General features: G+C 63.4%; 13 protein-coding genes. 3 read left to right on the forward strand and 10 right to left on the reverse strand.

Annotated elements, in window-relative coordinates; all coding sequences use genetic code 11:
• Window positions 1-719: 719 nt before the first annotated feature.
• Genes L8H00_RS01005 through L8H00_RS01025 form a run of 5 tightly spaced genes read right to left on the reverse strand, consistent with a single transcriptional unit; the run spans window position 720 to window position 7,199 of the window.
• Window positions 720-2,597 carry a TniQ family protein gene (locus L8H00_RS01005; RefSeq protein ID WP_242095358.1) on the reverse strand — a complete coding sequence of 626 codons (1,878 nt, stop codon included), beginning with the start codon at window positions 2,595-2,597 and terminating at the stop codon, window positions 720-722.
• Between the two features lie 2 nt (window positions 2,598-2,599).
• A complete protein-coding gene (locus tag L8H00_RS01010; protein WP_242095359.1) occupies window positions 2,600-3,667 on the reverse strand; it encodes a TniB family NTP-binding protein in 1,068 nt (355 codons plus the stop codon).
• The gene (locus L8H00_RS01015) at window positions 3,664-5,988 is read right to left on the reverse strand and encodes a hypothetical protein (protein ID WP_242095360.1); all 2,325 of its coding nucleotides are present in this window, start codon (window positions 5,986-5,988) and stop codon (window positions 3,664-3,666) included. The genes L8H00_RS01010 and L8H00_RS01015 overlap by 4 nt, the downstream gene beginning before the upstream one ends.
• Window positions 5,989-5,990: 2 nt before the next feature.
• Entirely contained in the window at window positions 5,991-6,818 is an 828-nt protein-coding gene (locus tag L8H00_RS01020) for a hypothetical protein (protein WP_242095361.1), read from the reverse strand.
• A 51-nt stretch (window positions 6,819-6,869) separates the two neighbouring features.
• Entirely contained in the window at window positions 6,870-7,199 is a 330-nt protein-coding gene (locus tag L8H00_RS01025) for a hypothetical protein (RefSeq protein WP_242095362.1), read from the reverse strand.
• Window positions 7,200-7,449: 250 nt separating this feature from the next.
• Between L8H00_RS01025 and L8H00_RS01030 the strand changes: the two genes are divergently transcribed.
• Complete coding sequence (locus L8H00_RS01030) at window positions 7,450-8,478, forward strand: hypothetical protein (RefSeq protein WP_242095363.1); 1,029 nt, start codon at window positions 7,450-7,452, stop codon at window positions 8,476-8,478.
• Here the strand turns inward: L8H00_RS01030 and L8H00_RS01035 are convergent.
• On the reverse strand, window positions 8,475-9,410 hold the full coding sequence (locus tag L8H00_RS01035) for a hypothetical protein (protein ID WP_242095364.1): 936 nt from the start codon (window positions 9,408-9,410) through the stop codon (window positions 8,475-8,477). The two genes, L8H00_RS01030 and L8H00_RS01035, sit on opposite strands and share 4 nt — an antisense overlap.
• A gap of 233 nt (window positions 9,411-9,643) precedes the next feature.
• On the opposite strand from L8H00_RS01035, the gene L8H00_RS01040 reads away from it, so the two are divergent.
• Window positions 9,644-10,045 (forward strand): hypothetical protein, encoded by a 402-nt coding sequence (locus L8H00_RS01040; protein WP_242095365.1) that lies wholly within the window; start codon window positions 9,644-9,646, stop codon window positions 10,043-10,045.
• The gene (locus tag L8H00_RS01045; protein WP_242095366.1) at window positions 10,046-10,321 is read left to right on the forward strand and encodes a hypothetical protein; all 276 of its coding nucleotides are present in this window, start codon (window positions 10,046-10,048) and stop codon (window positions 10,319-10,321) included. It abuts the gene before it with no gap.
• A 66-nt stretch (window positions 10,322-10,387) separates the two neighbouring features.
• Here the strand turns inward: L8H00_RS01045 and L8H00_RS01050 are convergent, their stop codons facing one another.
• The 4 genes from L8H00_RS01050 to L8H00_RS01065 are packed head-to-tail and all read right to left on the reverse strand — an operon-like array spanning window position 10,388 to window position 19,889.
• Entirely contained in the window at window positions 10,388-13,180 is a 2,793-nt protein-coding gene (locus L8H00_RS01050; protein WP_242095367.1) for a phospholipase D-like domain-containing anti-phage protein, read from the reverse strand.
• 1 nt (window position 13,181) lies between these two features.
• Window positions 13,182-16,199 (reverse strand): anti-phage-associated DUF1156 domain-containing protein, encoded by a 3,018-nt coding sequence (locus tag L8H00_RS01055; RefSeq protein WP_242095368.1) that lies wholly within the window; start codon window positions 16,197-16,199, stop codon window positions 13,182-13,184.
• Window positions 16,196-16,750: a DUF3780 domain-containing protein gene (locus tag L8H00_RS01060; RefSeq protein WP_242095369.1), complete on the reverse strand. Its 555-nt coding sequence runs from the start codon at window positions 16,748-16,750 to the stop codon at window positions 16,196-16,198. Before L8H00_RS01060 ends, L8H00_RS01055 begins: the two co-directional genes overlap by 4 nt.
• Before the next feature lie 37 nt (window positions 16,751-16,787).
• Window positions 16,788-19,889 carry an anti-phage-associated DUF499 domain-containing protein gene (locus L8H00_RS01065; RefSeq protein WP_242095370.1) on the reverse strand — a complete coding sequence of 1,034 codons (3,102 nt, stop codon included), beginning with the start codon at window positions 19,887-19,889 and terminating at the stop codon, window positions 16,788-16,790.
• Window positions 19,890-20,363: the final 474 nt, after the last annotated feature.

Here is a 20,363-nt window from a genome sequence, read left to right on the forward strand (position 1 = left end):
ATCGTAATAGACGAACCGAAATGAACAGATCTCTTCAGGTCGAGATCAAGGCGATCGGGCGAAAGAGCGCCGGGAACAAGGGCTGTTGTGTTCTTAATCATGGAGGCTTTTGAAGGACTTGGGAGACATGCAGGTCACCTGTGACGGAAAGCGATTAGCCGCCGTCGGCAGAGGCTCCATGGGACAAGGCCGAGCGGTGTGTTCATCCGGTCGAACGCAAGAATGAACTGCCCGTCAGTCGCTGGACCGTTCGTCGGCGACGACGCGGGGCAGGGGGGCGGCTAAGACCGTCCCGTCGGGATGATGAAAATGGAATTCGGCTAATCGGCCCGCTACGTCTGTCCGATGGCTGTACGGGCAGCATATTGATGCCGCCATCAGCGCACCCGATCGGACAATCGCTACACAGTTACACGCGATCTACACACGCCAGTGATCGAAAGCAGCCCCACTGCTGCCGGGGTCATGTCGATAAGGGTGCTGAAAACAACGGCTTGACCGTGTCGATGAGCAACAACGCCCGTCGATCTAACTGCCTCAATAGCCTTGGATTGTGCAAAAACAACAATCGAGTGGTTGGCAGGAAGAGGGGCTCAAAGCGGCCCTTTGGGCAACTACGGGTGCTCAACGTGCGGGGGGCGCGTCCTCACGCCGCGCCGATCGGGGGATGTCGGAGGTGTTGGCGAGATGGTCGGCCCTTGAAATCGGACGTCAGGATGTCAGCGGCTGAGTTCCGGAAAAATCCGCTCGGCCTGCAGCCGGTCCCAGAGGCCATGGGCCACGGTCATGATGCCGGCCCTCGCGACCACGTGGTAGGTTGAGGCAGCCGACCGGCCCGTGGCGGTCGCGATTTCGAGAACCGAAACGCCCCGCTGGGCGAGACTCGTCACGTCCCCGAGCTTGAACGTCACGGGATTCGTCCCGGATGAGTCGAGCGCGGCCACCGCACTGCTTTTGTTCGTGGCGTTCAGTATCTCAAGCGCCTCGGACTTTGTCACGCGCTCGATATGCGCTCCGGAAAGAGTCGTGGAGGCCATCCTCCCGATCGCCGCTGCGGAGCTGCCCTCAACCAGCGCGTTCTCGAACAGCTTCCCGTCCACGTCCTCAAACGCGTACGGGAGATCGCCGGCGAGCATGGCGCCGACCACCTCGCCCCAAGGCTTCGGTCTACCGTGGACTGCCATTAATGCCGAACGCAGATTGATTGGATCGCGGAGGCTCGGTCGCGCTCCGTTCACGACCCGGGCTTCGAAAATGGCGACGTTGGGCTCCGTGAACCAGGCTTCGTCATTGACCAGCGAGATCCCGTTCGCGGAGATGTGGCCGCAAGCGGTGATGTCCTGCACGGCGCGCCGGCCCATTCCGAGACGGTAGCCTACGCTCTCGGCCGATAACCGCGATCGGAAGAGGTCGGCGAAGCGGACTAGCTCCTGTGGATCGAACGCGGGTACGATGCGGCCTCCGCGGAGACGTTCGTGTCTGGCGAGGAGATTGTTCGATCGCGCCGCGACCAGCGTTTCCGGAGACAGTTTCGCGAGTTCGTATGCGGGACGGATGCCGATGAGCGCGGACTTATGGCTGCTCGGCGCCGGCGTCACCCCAGCGCTGGCGGGCGGGAGGTCCTGCGAATGTGGCAGGGCGACGGCCGGTCGCCTCGGCTGGACGGATGCGGCCGGCCCGCGGACACCGCGTTTCGGGCTGACCGTTCGTTTCGCGCCGGCACCTGATCGCGGTCGAACGCTGAATACTGGCTGGACCTGGGCGGGGACGAGATTGGCGTAGCCCGAGAGGGCTCTGTTCCAGGTCGAAGGAGCGGTGGATGCCGCCGGCCGGAGGTCGGCGATGCCGGTCGGCCACGCCAGCACGGCCACGCAGGCGGCATGGAGGGCTAGCAGATCCGTACTCCAGTCCGGATTCTCGTCGATAAGTGCTCGCCGCAGCTGGAGTATGCAGTCGTATATCCTCGATCTGTCGATCCCCCGCAGGCGCTCCGGCAGACTTTCGATGGCGATCTTCTGCATCTCGGGCAGTGGGTTCGCCAGCCCAGCGACAAGCGACAGTCCGCTTTGAAGCTGCTTGGGGACCTGCTCCGTTTTTACGTTCGCGAGTGGTCGCCCGCAATCGTCGCACCGATGTACGCCGTTCAGGCGGATCCAGCCCTGTTTCGCCTTGCAGACGCAGCTGTCTACGAGGAGATCCCAACTTTCCGCGCAGAACGGTAGGTCGCGCAGCTCCCAGAGCGCCCGCATATGAGGGAACATCGCAAGGGACTTCGGTGAAAACCGGCGAACCTTCTTCTCGATGGCCGTGCTGCGCACGACGAGACCGAAGAACAGGTAGCGCTTCATCCCGAGCGGCTTGTAGCGACGCTGCTCGAGCTCGCCGACGTCGACGCGGATGATCCGCCCCATCTCCTCGAGGTCGATCTCCGGATCTTCGGCGATCGTGACGACGTTGCGGTGCTGGGCGCCCAGTCGGCGCAGCACGGTGAAGCTCAACGGGACGCCGTGATCGCCCAGCGCCCTGCAAAAGAGGCCGCGTGCCGACTCGCCGTCGATCGGCGTCGTCGCCTTTCGGAGCGGCCGGACGTGCGCCATCTTCAGCGCTTCGTCCCGAACGGATTGTGCTTGATGAACCCATAGCCGACGCACCAGGCATCGATAGCGAAGACGATGTCGCCTTCGCTGAGGCTCAGGCGACCATCGCGCGCCATCTCTCGGACTGCCGTGCGGATCATGCCCATGAGCTGCCCAATGGTGCCGTTGCATGCCTCGATCAGGTCCTGGGCGACTTTCTCGTCGGCGAAGCCGAAGAGGCTCGAGCACGTTCCCTGTGCCATGAGCTGCGTGTCGAGCGAGGTGAGCAGCCGGATCCACATCTCCTTGTCGTCATCGTCGTACCAGTCGAGCGGAGCGAGCGAGGAGGGAGCGGAGAGCCGACCTGCGAGCTCCCGATCCTTTGCAAGCACCTCCACCGCCTTCTCCGTCCCGAGCAGAGCCACCGGTACGACGCCCGTGTCGAGCAGGAGCTTGACCGCGGCCGCGATCTGCCCGCCGATCCCAGACGTCGCGGCGCCCTGCTGCGTCTCGTCGATGACGAGGAGCTTGGTGCCGCTCTCCTCGAGGCGCTCGCAGAGGTGCGTCAGGAGCCGGCTCTCACGCGCCTGGTTCATGTGCGTGTCTCCCAGCTTCGCGAGGGCGTTGGAGAAGAGGCCGATCGCCGTCCCGCTTGCGGGCAGCCGGCAGTGCACCACCGAGACGATGCCCTCCTCGTCTTCGGCACATGCCAGCTCGGCGACGGCCTCGGCACTCGTGGTCTTGCCGCATCCCGTGGGATCTAGCATTAGGCAGCCGATCTGCTTGCGCCCCCTCAGCAACTGCCCCGTCTCCAGCGTCTCCCACAGGTCCCCCATGGCGGCCAGCTGAGGTTCGAACGGCAGCTTCATCTCGCGGACTTCTGCCACCGCCTTCGCCGCGGTGCGCGAGCGGGACTGGAGGTTGAAGGCACCGGCGAGCGTTGGGACACCGTCCGGCGACTTGTCCACGAACGGCACGCCTCGGCGGTCGGCGCGCGGACGTGCCGTCGAGCCGGCGGGATGCCGACCTGGGAGGACTTCGGCTTCGGGGCTGCTGGCGACGACGTTCGACGCATTCTTCGAGTTCTTCATTTGATACTCCGATTTAGATTTCTGTTTGCTGAGGACTTGGGGCGGGGCGGGCGAGCGGTGCCGTCGCCCCGAGGCGCGTCTCGACGGTCGCGCTTTTGTTCGGTTGTGGCTCGGGCGATGCGGCGTGACGGAACGGTCGCTGACGCGCCTTTCCCACCAGGAGCGTTGCGTGGTGTTGAGACTTCCGCGTCGAGGGAGGTCGCGGATGAAAGTTCGACGTCGGCGAACTGGTGATCGGCGTCGATCAGGTCGGCAACGAAGTAGTCCTCCTCGTCGAGTACTTCCGCGATGTCGCCCATCACGCGGCGGAAGATCGAGGTGTCCGCGAGCCGTGCGGCCCGGCGGCGCTCGTCCTCGCCTGCAGCCTGCGTGATATCCGACTGCCGTTCGAACAGCCGTGCGCGGTATTCGATCAACATCTCCGGCGAACAGGTCGCCGACTCGATCTCGCCGATGTCGGCTATGATGAGTTCGTGGACCCACTTTGGTAGCCCATCGGCATATTCGGGCGCATCGCACTCGAAGGTGACGTAGCCTTTGTGCACCGGATCCCAGACGTGGACCTGCCCGAGGTCGCCCGGATCGTACTTGATCTTCACCGGAACGCCGGCGACCTTGGTCCTCTTCGAGGGTCTCTCGCGGTGGCGCAGCTTGTCGAACAGGCTGGGAGCGCGCGGAGGTTGTATGAAGCGCAGACCGTTGAAGGCCTCGATCCCGGAGTTCCTGAGTTCGACGTCGTATGCGACGCATCCGATCGCGCGCCGGAACTTCACGAGATCCTTTATGATGTTGACCTTTCGCTCGTTCAGCTTCTGCACATAGTAGGAGAGAGGTGACCGGCGCATCAGCGCGTCGGTCGGCGAGACGTTCAGGACCGCGGGCGCCCGCGCCAGGATCGGGCGAAGCTCCCCAAGCGTCGGCAGCTGGTCGGCGGGAGGATCGTTCTTCGTATGCCTTCGCAGCGCGATCGGCTCGACGGCTGCCGCCGTTCCCTTGAATCCCAAGTCTAGCATCGTACCGACCAACCGCTCGATGTCGGCCTTGTCCCGCGGTCGCTCGGCCCCCGTGAAGTCGGCGTCGATGTTGGTCTCACGCAGGGAGTCTTCGACGTGCCGGCTGTGATGTCCGCTCAGATTGTCCATGACGAGGCGGTCTGGTTTCACCACCATCATTGACAGCTGACCATGCTTGACCATGTCGATTGGCACTCGCTTCGGCGTGCTCGCATCGGCAACCGTCCGCAGGACCGTCGCGGACGACGCCGGATCCCATGATAGGTCCGTGCCGAAGATTCCCGCGGAAGCCTGATCCCGGAGTACCGTCAGCGTCGGGGTGCCTACCCAAATAAGCCCCGCCGCCATCACCTTGCACAGCACAGGGACGGGAGTGTCGTCGATCTTGCAGATCGCGCCGACGTGGGTGGCCCGGTCCATTCGCCCGCCGCCGCCGAAATCGGCCTCCGCGGCGTGCTTGCCGTGGCGTCCTTCGGTCGCGTCCCGTCCGCGCAGTTCTCGGTTCAGCCGAAGGAATGTCCAATAGCTCAGCCCGGTATAGGGAGTCTTCGGCTTCGGGAACGCAATCGGTTCGCCATTGTCGTCGAACCTGCCCGTCGGTTGACCACGACTCACGCGGCCCAGCTCGGCGATGTAGCTCTGGTGGTTCTTGAACACGTCGCGGTTGTTGACGCGGGCTCTGCCAAGCCAATGTTCGAGAATCGCTTTGGGGTGGCGCAACTTCTTCTTGCGCGGCACACGACCGGAGCGGCTCACGCCGTCACGTTGCTGACGATCGCCATCCTCGCCACGCTCTTGGATCCAAGTCCGCAACGTGCGTCCGCAAGGCACCCAAGGAGCGATCTTCCTTCCCCTGCGCTTCGCCTTCGGTGCGGCGCACGCGAGACGATGGAATTCCGGATCGGTCAGCAGCAGCTCGTTGTAAAAGGACCGCAAGGCGGCGTCCGAGAGGCTGCACTTCTTCTCGTCGTATCGACGACAGAACAAGACGCGCAGGTCGCTGACCGGATCCATCCGACGGGCATCTGCGACCTGAAGTTCAGTCGTGCGCCGGGCAGCCGCCGCCTCACTCTCCAGATCGTTGGGAACCACGACGACCCGTGCGTCGGCCATGAGCTCGAGAACCTTGGACGCGTCGGGATACTGGGGGAGACCGGTCGTGACGTTCGCCACCTTGAAGGTCTTCTGGCTGCCCAGCCTGCGGAAGACCATCTCGCCATCCGGATCGACCCGGTCGAGCACGTGCGCAAGGTCGTCGATGTCGAAGCGCTGACCTGGGCTGACGGGGAAGGGGAGCTCGGTGTTCATGCTCAGATCCTGATGGTCGCGGTGGCGGCTGCCGCGTGCAGAGGGGTAAGCACGGTGCGAGGCGTGATGCGGCTGTCGAGGTCCGCCGTGAATCGGCCCCGAGCGATGGCCCATTCGACCACGGCATCGCCGCGGGCGGCGTCGCCGGGTGCCACGGCTTCGCGAGCGGTTTTCCACTCGATCTCTCCGCCATGCGCGACGAGTGTCGACAAGGCGTGCTTCTCGTAATCGGAGGCCAACAGGTATCGCCGCGAATAGATTGCGTTCACGTTCGCCCAGCGGGCGTCGCGTATCTCGCGGCGGCCGAAGATGTCTTCGTCATAGACAACCTGCAGGGTCCACCCGATGAGGCGCGCCACCTCGAGCATGATCTGGATCTTGCGCAGGTAGTCGGGATCGTCGAGGGCCGAGATGTCGGTCTTAACCTCAACGAGATGCGGTCGACCGCCCCGCTCCACCCACACGATGTCGGGATACCAGGTGAGCACCTCGCCATCGGCGACGACATCGATGCGGAAGGGGTGGGCCTGATAGTCGACCTTGTTGCCGTCGATCTCGCAACGCTGAATCAGGAACCGCAGTCCCTTGCCCTCGCTGATCTGGAGGAGGTCGGTCTTGCGCGAGACGACCCTGCTGCGCAGGTGCCGGCTTCCACGATGGATGACGGGGCGACGGCGGCCCCCGTGGTCCAATACGACGATGCGGGCGAACCGCGTCGCCTGGTCGAGGCCGGGCCAGCGCGTGTGTTCGCGGCGGAGACGGCGAGGATCAACGATCTCTCCGGCATCGCGGCGGTCGGGATGCAGGATGTCGGAGCGGATCGGCGGCATGGCTTAGTTTCTCCTCTACCGGACGCGTGATCGCGCCCGGTAGGCACTGACTCAGGCGGCCGGTGCAGCGTTTCCAGCGGCGACCGTCCGGACGGACGAGTTCAAGCGCTTGGTGCGCACGCTCCAGTGGCTGACGAGACCGGTCACGCTGTCGATCCGGATGTTGAGCGAGACGTCTCCCGATCCCGCGTGCAGCAAGGCGTGCGCAGTTTCCGCACTCAGGCGCCCTTTCGTCAGCCGGACAAACAGTTCGGAAAAGCTCAGCGGCGGCGTGGTGGGCGAGCGGTCGATCCGCAGGGTGCTGCCGGGGTGTCGGAGGCCGCTACGGCGCCAGGATTCTCGCCGTGCCGCTGCCGTGTCGGTGTCATCCAGCTTCATCATCATATCTCCAAACAGTGGCTATACGAGGTAGGCGACCGAATACAGGTCGTCAATAGCCACTGTTTGGAGATTCTCCGACAAGGTTGTTATGTGTCCAGACTGTGGTTAATCAAATTTCATGGGCAGGAAGACCGACGTAGGAGGCGAGGGGCCCACTCTGCGGCCAGGGGGCAGGCCGCGACCCCCAAAATCGATTGAGACTATACTGGGCGACCTGTTCGGCACCCCGGTTCCACAACGAGAGGTCGCGATGTGGTCGTTGATGGACACGTCGCAAAGGCAGCGAGCGTTGCAGAGAGCGCGCGCGCTCAAGGCTTGGAAGGACGGCGAGAGCGGCGTTCCGGCCAAGGTTGCCGCCGCAGATGCCGGCGTGCCGCTAGTCCGATTCTATCAGATGAATTCAAGCTGGCGGAAGCAGAACTCGTTCGCGGCTGTCGGGGTGGGAGCCGAGCCCGAACGGAACCGTGCCAGCCAGTTCAAGTCCGTGGCGAACCAAGTACTGCAGGTGATCGTGGCGGAGCTCGTGAAGGCAGAACCCGAGAAGTTCATGAAGGCGTCGGTCCGCTCCCTGGCCCTGCAGCTTGCGGATTCCGCGCGGGAACGGGGTGTGCCGATTGGGGATGTACCCGGACACAACACCCTTCGTTCACTGATCGAACGTGCTCGCAGGGATCTGGTCCGGAAGGACGAGGTCGGAAGCGCCTTGCTGTTGGATCATGCGGCCTGTGGACTCCAGCGTTCCGACGGAGCGCCTTGGACCATGTTCGTCATCGTGGACGCCGCGTCACAACTCATCCTCGGCGCATCACCGGGCGAGATCGAGGCTGCCGGGATCGCGTATCGTCACGCCGCCCGCGACGGGCTGCGTCGTGTCAATGACCGTGCGTTAGGCGGGATTCCCTGGGCCGATCGGCTCACCAGTGTGCAGCTCGTGCCGGGCAAGGGTGACGCGTCCGAGTTCTCCCGGGTGGCGGAAGAGGCTCGGGCGATCGGAATCGGGTTCAACGTGACCGCCGACGCCAAGGCAGGGCGATATCTTGAGCGGCTGGTTGGCCGCTCAATCGGCGTACTGCCGATATGGCCCGGTCGAGTTTCGTCGACGAGCCTACCCGACTGGGCCGCAGAACGGTCGCCGCGGCTCGATCTCGAGCAAGCGGGTGCGAGAATCCTGTTGGCGGTTGATGATTACAACGCGCAGCTGTTCGCCGCAAAGGACTCCGTTCCCGATCGCCCGCCCCCGCCGGAGCTGGCGCGGTTCTTCAAACTCCTGTCGGATTAGAGCGCCGATCCCGCGTCGACGATGTGGGGCGGGGGCGCTCCACGTACCGCATTGTGGACGGTAGACGCTGCGACCAGCGCATTTGTCGCTTCACGCCAGCTGAGTGGTTGGTCGACATCAGCCCGTAAGGTTCGGGTTGGGTCCGTCGAAGCCAGCGGACCGTAGGACAGTCTAATTCCGTCGATGCCGCGCCCGAGCGTTTTGGCCAGTTGGCGGCTCGCCAGAAATCGCGAGACGATCTTCACCCGTGGCAACGACGTGGAAAACGCGGTGTCGTCGGCTCCGACCGTCACCGGGCCGTCCATCATCGACGACGTCTCAATCGTCGCCTTCTCGAAATCGCCGGGGGCGGGTTCGCCTGGGCGGAGAAGCGCTGCGGAGATGATGCGGCCGTCTTCGGAGCTCGCCGAGATGACGATTTCCGGAATAATCATGCCGTCGTTCTCGAACACAGGAAAATTTACGATCGCGCGGCCTATCACAAGTCCGGGATCGCCACGTCCTGCCGCCCCGGACCGTCGAATGGCAAGGCGAAGATAGGAGATCATGCTGTCGGAAGGTGGGCGCGTCCCTCGCTCGTCACACATGGCACGTACGGCGGCGATCGCCTCCTTGTGACTCGCCGATGCTGGCAAGGCGCGTAGTGCGTCTTCTGCGGCCTGACGTGTCGACGGTGGCAATCCTTTACGCCTTGGAGCGCGGGCAACTCCCGCCTGCGACCCAGCCTTGGCGATCGCGGCCGCCGAGCCTTGGCGCCACGCCCTGACCAGATTCATGAACTGCTGTGAACCGATGCCAAGGTTGTTCGCTGCCAGGTCTCGGTCGGCACTGCTTGGATTTGTGATGTTCAGATAGTCGCGGATGGTCTGGATACGCCGACGCGTCTCCGCGCGACGCAACGGCGCTACGCCGCTGAGATCAATCTCAAGCATGCATTTTCCTCACGTAATTTCTGGAATGGTCGGCCTGCTAGGCTCCGGGAGGATTTCTCCCTTGGCCGCACTCAACGGCATGCATCCGGACTCGGAAGGGGGTCCGTGCACACATGGCGCACCGACACGCCACGTTTGGAGGCTCGGTCTAATTAGGGTTCAAAGCGGCATCGATGGGCGGATCGGATTGCCGAGCGCCCGGCGTCGGCTATGCTCGCTCGGGGAGAGCGGCAATGCCGAAGGTTTACAGCCACACCGAATGCTTCGAGTTCTTCGGGACGGTGCCGCGCAACACGCGGTGGAGCTGGTCGGGACGAAGCAATGATGGGCGGAACGTGTCCGTCACGCTTTGGCAGGACCGCTTCGAGGAACAGGGACGGATCTATCGGTCATGGAAGACCGATCAACCCGGAGATTGGAAGTCCCGGCCGGGCTTCACCGAGCTGATCGAGAATCTTGCGGTGGCGCGCGATGCCGCCGACGGCATCGTTCACGTGATTCTAGCACAGGCCCGAGACAAGGAGGCGGTTCCGCGCTCGATCGCGCGTTGCTTTCCTCAGCCGAAGCTCAAGATGCGCATCATTGAGCTCGACGAGGACGAGGGTACGTTCGTCCTCGAACGGGTGGATCAATAGTTGGCCAAGAACAGCAACCCGTACGTCACGATCGTCGCCGAGAGCTTCCGTCCCGTCAGCACGGCGCGCCTTCATGGAAAGGTCCATATGCGTCCGGCTTCCGGGCAGCAGTTCGGCCAAGATATGATGATCGAGTGTTCGAAGACGCTGCCCAACGCCCATCCGGTGGGAACGAGGTTCCGCATGCGGGTGAAGCTGACCGATCGCGAGGGCGGCGGAGAGTTCCTCTATTCCTATCATGGCTGGAAGGTCGACGTGCTCGGCGACGCCGAGTGAGCATCCGGATCATCGTCGCGGTCGCTTCCCGCGGTAGGAGCGGGGGGTCTAACCTTCAGGGACGTTTCAACCCCTGCTACGATTTGTCTGCCATCCGGCTGACAAGACGCTCTCGACGTCGTTCCGGGCAAACACCTTGCTAGCCGTCGCCCAAGCGTCCTCGTCCAGTAGATCACCGCTGGATCGGGCCTCGAACGGATCGAATCGTCTACGAGGGACGGTGAACGCCCGCAGCTTTTCTTCCAGACTCTCGATGTCCTCGATCCAGTCTGCCTCTATCGTCTCCGGGAGCGTCCCGAGGATGTCGCTTGTCGTCTTCAAACGCTCGGATAAGACGCGGTAGACCTTCTCATCGATGGTGCCGGCGTAGGTTAGGTTCGCCATGTCGACCCTCGTTCGGGTCTGCCCGAATCGTTTGATCCTTCCTATCCGCTGCTCCAGCCGGGATGGATTCCAGGGAAGGTCTACGTTGATCAGGGTGCCCAGTGTCTGAAGGTTCAGCCCCTCGCATGCGGCGTCGGTCGCAACCACGAGCCGGACCTCGCGATCCGCGACGAGCCGTTTGATCTGGGCGCGTTCGACGCTCGTGGCGGCGCCACCTATGATCAGGCGTGACTTGCCTGTGCCGGCATAGAGCGCGACGACCTGATCCGGCCTGTTGCGACTGAGTGCCTCCGCCATCCATGCGGCCGTATCGTAATACTGGCTGAAGACGATCGAACCCATCTCGCGCCAGGTGCGCCGGTCGGTGCGGTGGTCATCAAGGAAATACTCGACGGCGCGGAGCTTGGGGTCGTTGCCGCCAGCAAGCGCCTCGATGATCGTCCGAAGGTGTTTCCGCTCCTCTGAACGGGCGTCGAAGCTGGCGCTGTCGAGTTCCTCCTGGACCTCGTCGTCGAGTTCCCCGTCGCCGATCAATGCCCTTGCGGTCGCGACTGCCGCCGCTTGGCTGGAGCAGAGCCGCTGCAGCAGCAGCGTCCGCATAAATCCCGCCGGCTTGTCGCGTCGCCCATACGCCTTCGTGAAATCCGCGACGGCATCAAGGGCGGTCGCGAACGCATCGGACGTGTACAGGCTCAGCGCATCGAAGAGATGGGTCGGTCCGGGATGCTCGGTGCTAGGATGGATGTCGACCGGCAGCGCTGGAATGAGACCGAGCCTCTCCAGGTCGCGCCGCTTTCTAAGCACTACATGCCGCACGAGCGGGTTTTCACGTTGGAAATAGCCGAGACCGTCGCGCAGCCCCGTCAGCTCCATCTCAGCCTTCATGGTGACTACCGGGTTGCCCATGTCTGAGGCGAACCTCGTCGTCGTCCATGCGTCGGTCCGCAGATCAAGCGAAGCGCGGATGTCTGCAAGCAGATCGTCGTCACCAGTTGGCGGAAGGGGGTTGGTTATGAGCTGCCATCCTTCCCGCAGATCCATCACTTGGCGTTCACCCTTGAGGTAGGGAAGAACCCGGTCTGGCCGCTGCCACTGGGAAAAGGCATTCCCCAGAACGAACTCGGCATCCTGGTTTAGCGCCTGAAGCAGATCCCATAGATCATGCTCGCTGGTCTGTATCGGTGTTGCGGTCGACAGCAGCATATGCCGCGTCCGCGTGGCCATGCGCGTGATGAACTTCAACAGGTTGTTCGGGGTCCGATCGTCCGATCCGATTGGCTCGGATCCTCGCGCCTTGTGCGCCTCGTCAAGCACCACCATCCCGAACTTCCGGCTTAGGAGGTGCTCGGCCTCGGTCCCAGGTTTGGGCTCCCCATGTCGATTGACGCCGTGCACTATCAGGCCGGTCGACACGAGGCCGATCGCATACGGGCAGCGTGCCACATCGGCCACTCCGGCGCCCTTCACGGCACGACCCGAGGGGTCGATCCAGCATTTTCGGGTGCTGTGCCATCGCGCCACCGGCATCGCCAACCTGTCGAGCAGTTCGATCTGCCATTGCTCCAGGAGCGTCGATGGCACGAGGATCAGCACAGGCCCGTCACCGAGAAGCACGGACACCAGGGCGGACGCCCCAAGTGACAGGGTCTTCCCGACTCCAACCTCGTCGGCCAGCAGCACGCGGACCTTCTGATACGTCTCGCGATGATGCAGGAATTGCGACACAAATGATCGCTGCCAAGGCTGTAGCGATTCACCCTCGCGATAGATGGGCGTTTCCGCCAGCGCCGCAGGTGCGATGGCGTTAGGGTTATCGTGAAAGTCGACGATCTCGACTTCCTGTCGCTTGGCAAGCCGGCCGACTTCCCGAACGATCGCATCCGGCAATGGTTTGCCAAGCGCCCAGAGTTCATCGAACTCGGCTTGCACCCAAGACACGCCTTCGATGGAGGTATCTTCCCATACGAGCTCGTAGTTATGGGCCCAGGCGGCCTGGGTCTCATTAATGGATCCCATGAAAGCCACTGCGCCGTCGGCATTGGTGATCACGCCGGCTTTTCCATGCAGGAATGGCGCGACGTTCCTTGCGACCACCCGGATCTCTACGCGTCCTGATAGCAGGAACTCGTAAAGCCGTTCGTACCTGTCCCGGTGAACCGCGGCATCGACGATCATGTCGGACTCGACGAACCGTTGGAACAGCAGAGCGTCACGGACACGCTGTGCGGCCTCGATGTCTTCGATATCCAGGTCGGCGTTGGCGACGATCCGCACCTTGGCGAGCGTGCTGATCTCCTCACCGACGAGTTCGAAGATAGACGAGCGGAAGTAGCCCGCGATGCGGTCGTAGGTTTTGGCGCCCTTCAATCGATCGGCGAGGTAGGCATGCGATAGCCGACCCTGGCGGGACGAGAACCTCGACAGCCTGCCGCCGTCGATGAAGCCGGTGCTGTTCGACGGCGGAGGAGATGTCACGTCAGAGTCTCTCGTTTCGCATGAGGTTGACGAGGATGGCGGCATGTCGCCCTTCTACGGTTTGGGCACCCCGCCGGCGAGCCAGATAGTCCGCGACCTCGACGAGATCGCTCCGCCTCTTGAAGTAGTCGGGCAACAGTTCTCGCATCTGCTGCAGCACGACGTCGGGGTCCGTTTCGCGGATGAGGCCGTCGATCCCGTAGAGCGTCGTTCTGATAATGCCGGAGCCGAAGTCCGGGATGTCGAACCCCGTCCGGGTTCCGAAATCCTCCGCGCCGCGCAACCTCGCCGCATTGGGTCTGACACTCGCCATGAGGGGGTTGTAGTCGCCCACGCGGAACGCCCGCGAGAAGTTCTGGTAGTTGTCGAGCTTGGTGATGCCCTCAGCTTCGAGGCCTACCATCTTCAGGTAGAACCGCTCCGGGCCCTTGAGCGTCTGCCAGAGGCGGGCGTGCAACCCATCGGGCACCATGTGCTCGTTGGCGACACCAACTGCGAAGTCGATCATCCGGTCGACGAAGCCCAGCTCTCCCTTCCGTCGGGTGCGAAGCGCCTCGACCGTCATGTCCCGACCGTCGATCTTCGTATAGCCGGTGAGGACGCGGAGTGCGGCGGCATAGCCAGCCATCTGCAAGTCCGCATCCTCGAACAGGTTCTCGATGCGGCCGGCACCCTTCAGCGACTGGTTGAGCCCGACCATGGTGTCGATCTGCCTTGCGACCTCCGCACGAACGTCCTGAACGATCTCGTCCTCGTAACCCGACTCGGATCCCTGACGCTTGCGTAGGACGAGGATGACGGTTCCCTGGACCAGTCCGACGCCACGCTTGCCTGGGGCGTTGCTGCCAGTCTCGGTTGCGATGTACCATGCAGCGCTGACTCGCAGACCCGCGCCCCAGAATATGAGCGCAAGGTCCGCCCAGACGCTTCCGGACTGGTGGGTGAACATCACGATCTGCATGCCGTCATCCGGCATGAGCCTGGTGAGGTTCGCATAGGTCTCGACCATCTTGCGCCGGAACTCGTCGCCTTCGCCCTGGATCGCGAGGGGGCGGCGCGAGTCCCAGGTCCACTTGTCGAACGGCGCGGGCGGGTTGCGCCGCAGCCAGGATATGAAGAACTCCGTCAGTTCGTGATACACCACTGCGTCCGCATAGGGCGGATCGGTGATCCAGATGTCACGCGGTTCGACGACCTCGTTCCCCGGCACCGTGTCGATGCGTCGCTTGCCGTGAAGTTCAGTCGATCGAGCAGGGCCCGCAACAAGTGAGCGCAGCCCGATGCTTCCACGGACGGCAAAGTTCAGCAGGGTGTTCAAGGCTTGGTTGTCGAAAGTGCCGACCACACCACCAAGTCCACCGCCTTGGCTCGCTTTCCAGCGGTTCAGTCGCGACCCGTTGTCCAGCGCTCGCGGCATGAAATAGTAGAGATGTGCCGCCCGATCGCTGGCCTTAATGCGACGGTGAAGGTTAGAGAGCATAAGGATCTGCCGCGGGTGAAACAGATGCAGCCAATCGCTCCACCCACGGGTGCGGATCGGATCGTCGGTCTTCAACCCGCCTTCGATCGGCATGTCGGGCACAAGACCTTCCATCCGCAGATCCTCGAGGTCGCGCTCGACAACGTCGCGCACGGCCCGTTCCCGCACTGCGTCCTCCACGGTCGGGGCGGCGTAGAATACCGAGTGCCTCGGCTCGCCGACGGATTCCGCACGGGCCCACTGGATGCAGTAGAGTCGCTCACCAAGGATATCCTCGGTGCGGGGGACGATCTGATCCCTATCCCATCGACGCAGGTGGCTAATTCCACCCCGTTCCCCTCGAAGCCTGGCCAAGGAAAAGCGGTATTTCTGGCCTTCCAGTTCGTAGCTGACGTAGTCACCCGCGACGGTGCCGACCTCGGCCTGCGTCATCTCCTCGGGGGTGGCGTCGCTGATGATCTCCACGTCGAGCCGACGTGCCGTATGATCGGCGACCAGCTTCCCGATTGTCCCCATCTTCGGGCTGATGATCCAGTTTGGCGCTAGCGGGATCATGTAGCCGGTCTCTGGGCAACGGACCTCGAGGCAGTAGAGATATGCTTTCGCCCGATCGCCCGCGGCGTTCGTCTCGTATGCGGCCATGTCCCGTTCAACCGATCGCTCGATGCGACCGAGTTCGTCGATCGCCGCCTCGAGCGTATCCGGTGACGATCCCGCAAGCTCGAACGAAGACCAGGTGAGCAGCGCGGCGATGGGGTTCTGATCGGACGCGTAGCTGTCGCATCCGATGCGCAGCGCCTCGAAGGGGATCTGGCCGGATCCGGAGAATGAGTCGCCGACACGTGGCACGTGACCGTAGCGCATGACCCCGAGCTGCTCGACCAGGTCCGTCAGGTCGGCCGCGTCCGTCCCGAGATGCTCGTTGATCCTCGTCCAACTGGACTCGTCGGGACCCGCGGTGGCACCGAGGTATTCGGGGCGAAGTGTTCCATCCACCTTGGCACCGTAGGGAACACACGATAGGATTTTCGCTGCAACGTCGCGCCAGCCGCCGGTCCTCAGGTCCTTGCTCCAAGCCAGGCGGCGCCCTGCGCTGCTGACTGTCTCTGGATCGAGCGACTCCAATGCGGTCTCGCCACCGTCGGCATCGCGGACGACGAAGTGTCGAACGAGTTCATCTTTCGCGCGATAGCGATGGGCGAGCGCCAGGCGCGCGAAGTCGCCGGCCGACCACCCGCGGGCCCGCTCAACGAACCCGGCATCATCAAGCATCATGATCCGCTCGAAGACGGCTAGATCCTCCTCGGGCTGGTCCGTGGCAGGCAGCAGGGCCCCCAGAATGCACGCGCGATTCAAGATCAGGGGCTTGCGGCCCTTCCAGTAGCCGCCCAACCCGGTCAGCGTCTGTCCTGACACGGACTTTCGTTCGACTTCCGACTCTTTCGAGATTTTCTGGGCGGGCCAGACGGCCTCGATCAGGCTCGGTGCCCCGGCCAAGCTGAGCGGCCTCACGCTCGATTTCAGATCATCGTCGGTCATAGTCGATCCAGCAGGGTAGAGCGATGGTTGTCGGGCAAGGTTGCGCCTTCGGTGAGGCCGAAGCGGATCGCCTTGCGCCAACCGCGATCGTGGTCTCCGGCCTTGCCGGACGTGTGCGCGGCCATGGCGTAGAGCCACCAGCGTTCCTCGGGTCGGAGCCCGAGCCATGCGTTGATGGCAGCGGGAACGAGGTCCTCCTCGCACTGCTCCACTGCCCACAGCAGGACACACATCTCGCGGCCAAGAAGTCGATGCACGCGGTTCTCGCCGACATCCCAGCGCCCGGTGCGGTAGCGGCGGCTCTTCAGGCGCTCGTTGAAGGCGTTCTTCAGCGGTGTCGCCACCATCCGCCAGCGGCGAGGGTGAATGGTGCATCGAACGACACGGTCGACATAGGTGTTGTCGTCGCTGTCGATCCGCGGACCGGATATTCCGTAGTCCTCGATGATCGTCACCAGTTCGCGACCGGTAGGGCTGATCTGCACGACGAAGTGCTGCGGGTCTACCTCATCCTCCGGCACGCCGAAGCCGGCTCTGGGTCTGCTTGCCATCTTTTTTCCTCGCTCGGACCATTCCGCCCGGCTCCAATCAGTTCTGTTCGATCTCGCCCGAGGCGAGCGTCTCACCCACGGCCGCCATAAGCTGGTCGAGGTCGCCGGCACGATCGGCCTCGACGGATCGCCAGGTGACCGTGACGTCGGCGTTCTCGTCACCGAGTTCCGTCCTCGCGTACTTGGCAAGTCGCTCGATGGCCTCGGCCGTGACGTCGAGGTCCGATCCGAAGTGGGTGCTGACGTTGCGGCTGCCCGATCCGACCGTCACGAGGACGTTCCGAAAACGAGCACGCGTCTCCTTGCCCTTGGCGACGGCGGCGAAGACCTTGTCGGTCGTCGTCAGCTGGACCTGCTTGCGTGCGCGTCCGGGCCGTTCGAGATCGACCTTCGTGCCCTCTCCCTCGCGCCTGGCGATCCTGAACTCGCGCGTGGTCTCGACCCCGCCTGAACTCGCCCAGGCATAGATGACCACATCCTTGTCGCCCTCCAGGCGGATCGGACCGCCATATGCCTGCCCGTCGCGGGCGGCGGTGGCATCCGTGTTCCACCGGATCTCACCGCTGGGGACCACGGCCAGCTTGACCTCATAGCCAGTGCCGACGGCCTTGGGATCGTGGGTGAGGTTCAGGCGGTTAGTCCAGACTAGGACATCGCCGGTCTCGTGCTCGCCCATCGGATCGACCGCTATGAAATACAGCCGCATTTCCGAGGTCTCGTGCCGGGGAGCATCGAGACGAGGCGAGGCGGAGGAGACGTCAGGCGTGTTCGACCAGTGAATGCGGCCACGACGACCTGCGTTGCGGGCGACCACGTTGATCGTGGCGGTGCCTGTCAGATCGTCATAGGCCGCCTCGGTGAAGCCGACGCTTGTCTTTTCTTTCTCGAACGGCCCCTTCTCGATCCCACCGGTCCCGGTCTCCCGCCAGCGCTGCCGTGACACGGCCAGGCGCCGCAGCTCGTCCAGCCCACCGCGTGGCAGCCAGAGCCAGCGCACATTGCTCATGGCGCGGTCCTGGATGTCACCCCAGGTCGTCGATCTGGTGTTCGCGGGCCAGAGGATGTCTTCGGCGCGGTCCGCGAGCATGTCGAAGTTGGTCTCAACATCGACGATCAGCTTGCGGCTGCCGGTTGAGGTCAGGGCGTTCTCGACGGCGGTCTCGCCATCATACCCGGCGGCTCCCTCGCGACGAAAGCTGTCGAGCTTGAGCGTGGCGCCGAGGAGGCGCTCGCCACCCGAATCGCGGCCGGGATACCAGATCTTGTTCAGCGTTGACGCGATCGTCTGGTAGACGTCGAGCTCAGCGTCGGCCTGGCGACTCTCGAGATCAGGTCGGTTGGGGCTGCCCTGACCTTCCTGATCCAGCACCTTGGCGATCGCATAAGCGGTCCGCAGCTTCTCCTCGACTGATGCCAAGTCGAGCCCTTCACCGCTGACGATGGCGAAGTTGTTGCGCTCCGACGTGGCGGCGAACAGCTGCTGCGCCTTCTCAGGCGGGATCTTCGCATCGGGCGAGAGGACGATGAGAGCCCGGTCGCCGCGGGTGTTGATGTCCTCAACCCGAGGGAGAGCATGGACTCGCGAATACGCCGCTCGTCGCCGGGTCGTGAAGATTTCGTCGAGCCGCCGAGCCAGATCCTGCTCGACCTTGTGCGCCGGGGCGTTGCGCGCGAGATTCTCGATCTTCTTGGTCAGGTTCTCGTTTTTGGAAAAGTGCCACGCGCCGTTGTCGCGCTTGTGCAGGTACCAGCAGCGAGCCACCAGCGCCTCGAGGGCCGCCACGAAGTCGCTTTCCGATCGGAGCGGTGCGATGAGGAAGGACAGGATGTCCGCCGGTTGCAGCCCCTTGACGGCGTCCGACGACTCGGCGAGCGATGCCATCAGAACCAGCCGGGCGGTCTGGCTGGCAGCATCGTTCCCCATGTCGGCGTCTATCAGTTCGGCGTGAGCATCGCTGGCGCCGGTGTCGACGATGTCGACTGTAATGGCGGCGTCGAGATCGTATATGTTGTTTACCATGTCGCGAATGCCGCGATCGGACAGATCGAGATGCTGCGGACCGATTAGGTAGACATCGTTCGTCTTTCGCTTCTGGACCGATTTGATCATCAGCGCGGCGATGGTCATCAGCCCGCGGGTCTGGCGGAAACCCTCGTTGTCCTTAAAGGTGGCGACCACGGTCTTGAGGCTTGGATGGAACGGGTAGGTGGCTGCTACCTCGTCCGCAATCTTCTCGGCGGCACGTTCGAGCGTCTTGGATTTGACTGCATCGGACAGCACCTGCCCATAGGCCTCGGCCACGCTCTCCACGACCACGGGAGCCGGTTCCCGAGCCAGCAGTCGCTTTCGCAGGATGTGGTAGATTTCGTCGGAGCCCAGCTCTACCGGGGTGATCGGCTTCGCCTGACGCCGTGCTTCATTCGTGATCTGCGACATGATACGCGAGAGGTCGCCGCTGGCCTTATACTGACCGACGAGAGTGGACAGCACGATGCAGAGCCGCGGCAGCTTGATGGCGGCAGCCAGAAGGTTTGAGATCGCCGCAGACGTCACGTCGCCCAGCGTTCCCGCGCCAACGGGGATGGTGACCGCGTTTTCCAGGTATGGCGGTAATTCGTCAAAGAGCATCAGCACCGGCTGATCACCGATCAGGGCGATCCAGTCGTCCTCGTTCGGTGCCCGCGCGCCGTTGCGCCAGAAGCGGGCGAACTGCTCACCCTTGCCAAGCTGATCGGCGATCGACCCCCAAAGAAAGCGGTCGTGGTCGATGTTGCGGCCGCTGATCACAACGACCTTCGCCACCTGCGGTGTAAAGCCTTCAGTGATACGGGCTGACGTCGCCCCCGCGATCTCGGGGTGTGCAGCGAGGTATCCAAGTGCGAGCATCGAATGGGTCTTGCCGCCGCCCATTGCTTGCCGCAGCTCGAACGCAGCCTGTTCGTTCAGGCCGGCTAGGCGCTGCAGCCCCTGCCGCAGCAGCTGAGCCATGCCGTCGGTGACGTAGGTGCGATCGAAGAAGTCGCGCGCCTTTGCATCGTCATGGTCGACGAGATCGGCGAGATCCTCGATCTGCTTGGAAAGAGCGTAGTCGAGGGCATCCTGCTTGAATTCGCAGGCGTCGATGATGGTCTGTAGCATCAGGCGGTACCGTCCAAGCTGTTCTCGATGGTGAAGATCAAATGTGTCACACTCTCGCCTCGGCGGCGAAGGATCGGGAGAAGCCTCGTCCTGACGTCGGTCGGGCATCCGTGCCGACCCACCCAGTTGCGCACCGTTCGGTCGGTCACCCCCAGATCGCGGGCGAGTGGCGCCTGCCATCGAGCGCCGTAAAGCGTCTCGCCAACCTCCCGTAGAATGTCCCGATCGTTCTCCATTTCCGGATTGTAGGAAAATGTTCTGAATTCGGCAAGGACGTCGATTGGGTCGGCGATGCAGATCCGGGCTCTCCAAAACTGAATACAAGGCAAAGCTGAACGGAATGAGTAAGACCCAGATCGTCGAGGCCGTGGCGCGGAACTACGGTCCGTGCGCATGACGTGATGCGGGCCTGTCGGTATCGCAAACGTCAATCCTGTTCTCATTATGTTCACTCCGTCCTACAACGCTCTCGAA

The sequence above is a fragment of the Sphingomonas sp. CROZ-RG-20F-R02-07 genome (genome assembly GCF_022662335.1).
Taxonomy (GTDB): domain Bacteria; phylum Pseudomonadota; class Alphaproteobacteria; order Sphingomonadales; family Sphingomonadaceae; genus Sphingomonas.